Origin of the sequence: Campylobacter sp. RM9333 (assembly GCF_020137705.1) — a bacterium.
In the GTDB taxonomy this organism is placed as follows: Bacteria; Campylobacterota; Campylobacteria; order Campylobacterales; family Campylobacteraceae; genus Campylobacter_E.
Map to the genome: position 1 here is coordinate 1 of NZ_JACGAY010000044.1, position 1,741 is coordinate 1,741.

General features: G+C 36.6%; 1 protein-coding gene. It reads right to left on the bottom strand.

The genetic code is table 11. The features are described from left to right. A partial coding sequence (locus tag AVBRAN9333_RS09365; RefSeq protein ID WP_336609904.1) for a flagellin hook IN motif-containing protein occupies positions 1–1,741 on the bottom strand: 1,741 nt, incomplete at both ends.

Sequence of the window (1,741 nt, forward strand, 5' to 3'; positions counted from 1 at the left end):
GTTAGTATTGTCCCCATTATCTCCAGCTTGCCATTCTTCATTGTTAAATCCCATAGCGTCAGCTTGAGCTCTACTAATTGTTGCATTAGTTTCTCTTAAACTCACTGTTGCTTCGCTAACATTTTTATCAAATCCTAAAGCTGAATTACTTGTAAAGCCATTAGCGTCTTTAACTTCTACTTGAATATCTCTTCCGTTGTTTGAAACAAGGCTTAATCTTCCCATATTAGTTGAGTTAGTTGTATTTAAGCCTATAATTGAGCTAAGACCTTCGTTATTAGGCTCATTTAAACCTGCTTTAACACCAGCGAAGAATTGTAAATATGAGTGAGCTACCATACCTTGTTGAGCTTCTGCTGTACTCATTGCTTTACCATCAGCCGCGTTTACTACTTCTTCTAGTTTTTTAGTTAATTTATCTATAGTAGCGTTAGCATCAGCCTTAGTTGTTTGATTTTTTAAACTAGCAAATAAATCAGTAATCTCTTTAGCTGTAGTTGGATTAGCACCATTAGTAAATGCATCGGTCAATCTTAAAGCACCCTGTTCTTCTGCTGCAAGATTAGCAAAATCTACATCTTTTGCACCAATAGGTTTCGCTGCTGTCTCAAATGCACCCATAGCTGTTCCAAGAGTATTTACTGCATTCATATCCGCTGCAGTTTTTCCAGTAGTAGCTGCCTGAATCATGGTAGTTAAAGCAGTATTTAAAGCTTGAACATCACCATTGTTGGTATATGCTGCTAATGCTCCTTGAGCTTTTTGACCAGCTGCTTCAACTGTTGTAGCATATGCTTGTGTAGCATTTTGTATTCTTGTTTGATAAGCTGTTGCAGCGTCATCAACTGTAGCTTCTGCTGTACCGTTAAATGTATTAATAGCATCTGTTATGGTTTTCATATCTTTTGAATTAGCTATTAAGTCTTTTAATTTATCAGCTTTAGCATTTTCGCCAATTTTTGTAGCTGTTTGACCTGTTGCGGCATTTGTTCCAATAAAACTATCTAAAGCACTTATTGCTTCTGATTTAAACTTTTCTAAAGCTTTTTGTTCTTCTGTATGGAAAGCATTATAAGCATTACTTGCTGCTGTAGCTTGTTTAGTCTTAGTTAAACCATCGTTATAAATAGCTGCATCTTGCACTCCGTGAGCGTTTTTCACATCTCCGAAACTATTTTCTCCAACTAAAATACTACCATTAGCCCCGTTAGCATTCCAAGCATCTGCTGTACTTAAATCCACACCTTTTTTATTGTTGCCATTTACTGCATCTCTTACTACTAAAGAATGAACATCATTAGCCCCGTTAGGAACTTTCACATTATCCTCAACCTTAATCCCTCTACCATCTCTATTAGCTAAAACAAGTCTTCCTTTAGTATCTACAGAAGCTTCTACCCCTGTTTGATCTTTAACAGCATTAATAGCAGCTCTTAAAGCACCATTAGCGTCTTTTTCTTGAACGCTTACTGTTCCGATTTTTACACCATTAATTGAGAAATTTGAAGTAGTTTCACCAGCTTTAATAGGTTGCTCAAATGTTGAAATAGCAGTTACACTAGCTTTAATACCTGTCTTATCACTAGCTTTGTTGATTGCTTCTGCTAACGCTCCAAGACCTGTGCTAGCACTCACATCGCCTTTACCATTTGTAAGTTTTACAGGTTCTATTGTTACATCGTTGATACCATCAACATTTTTAAATGTTACACTAGCAGTTCCTGTTAAATCCGCCGCTCTC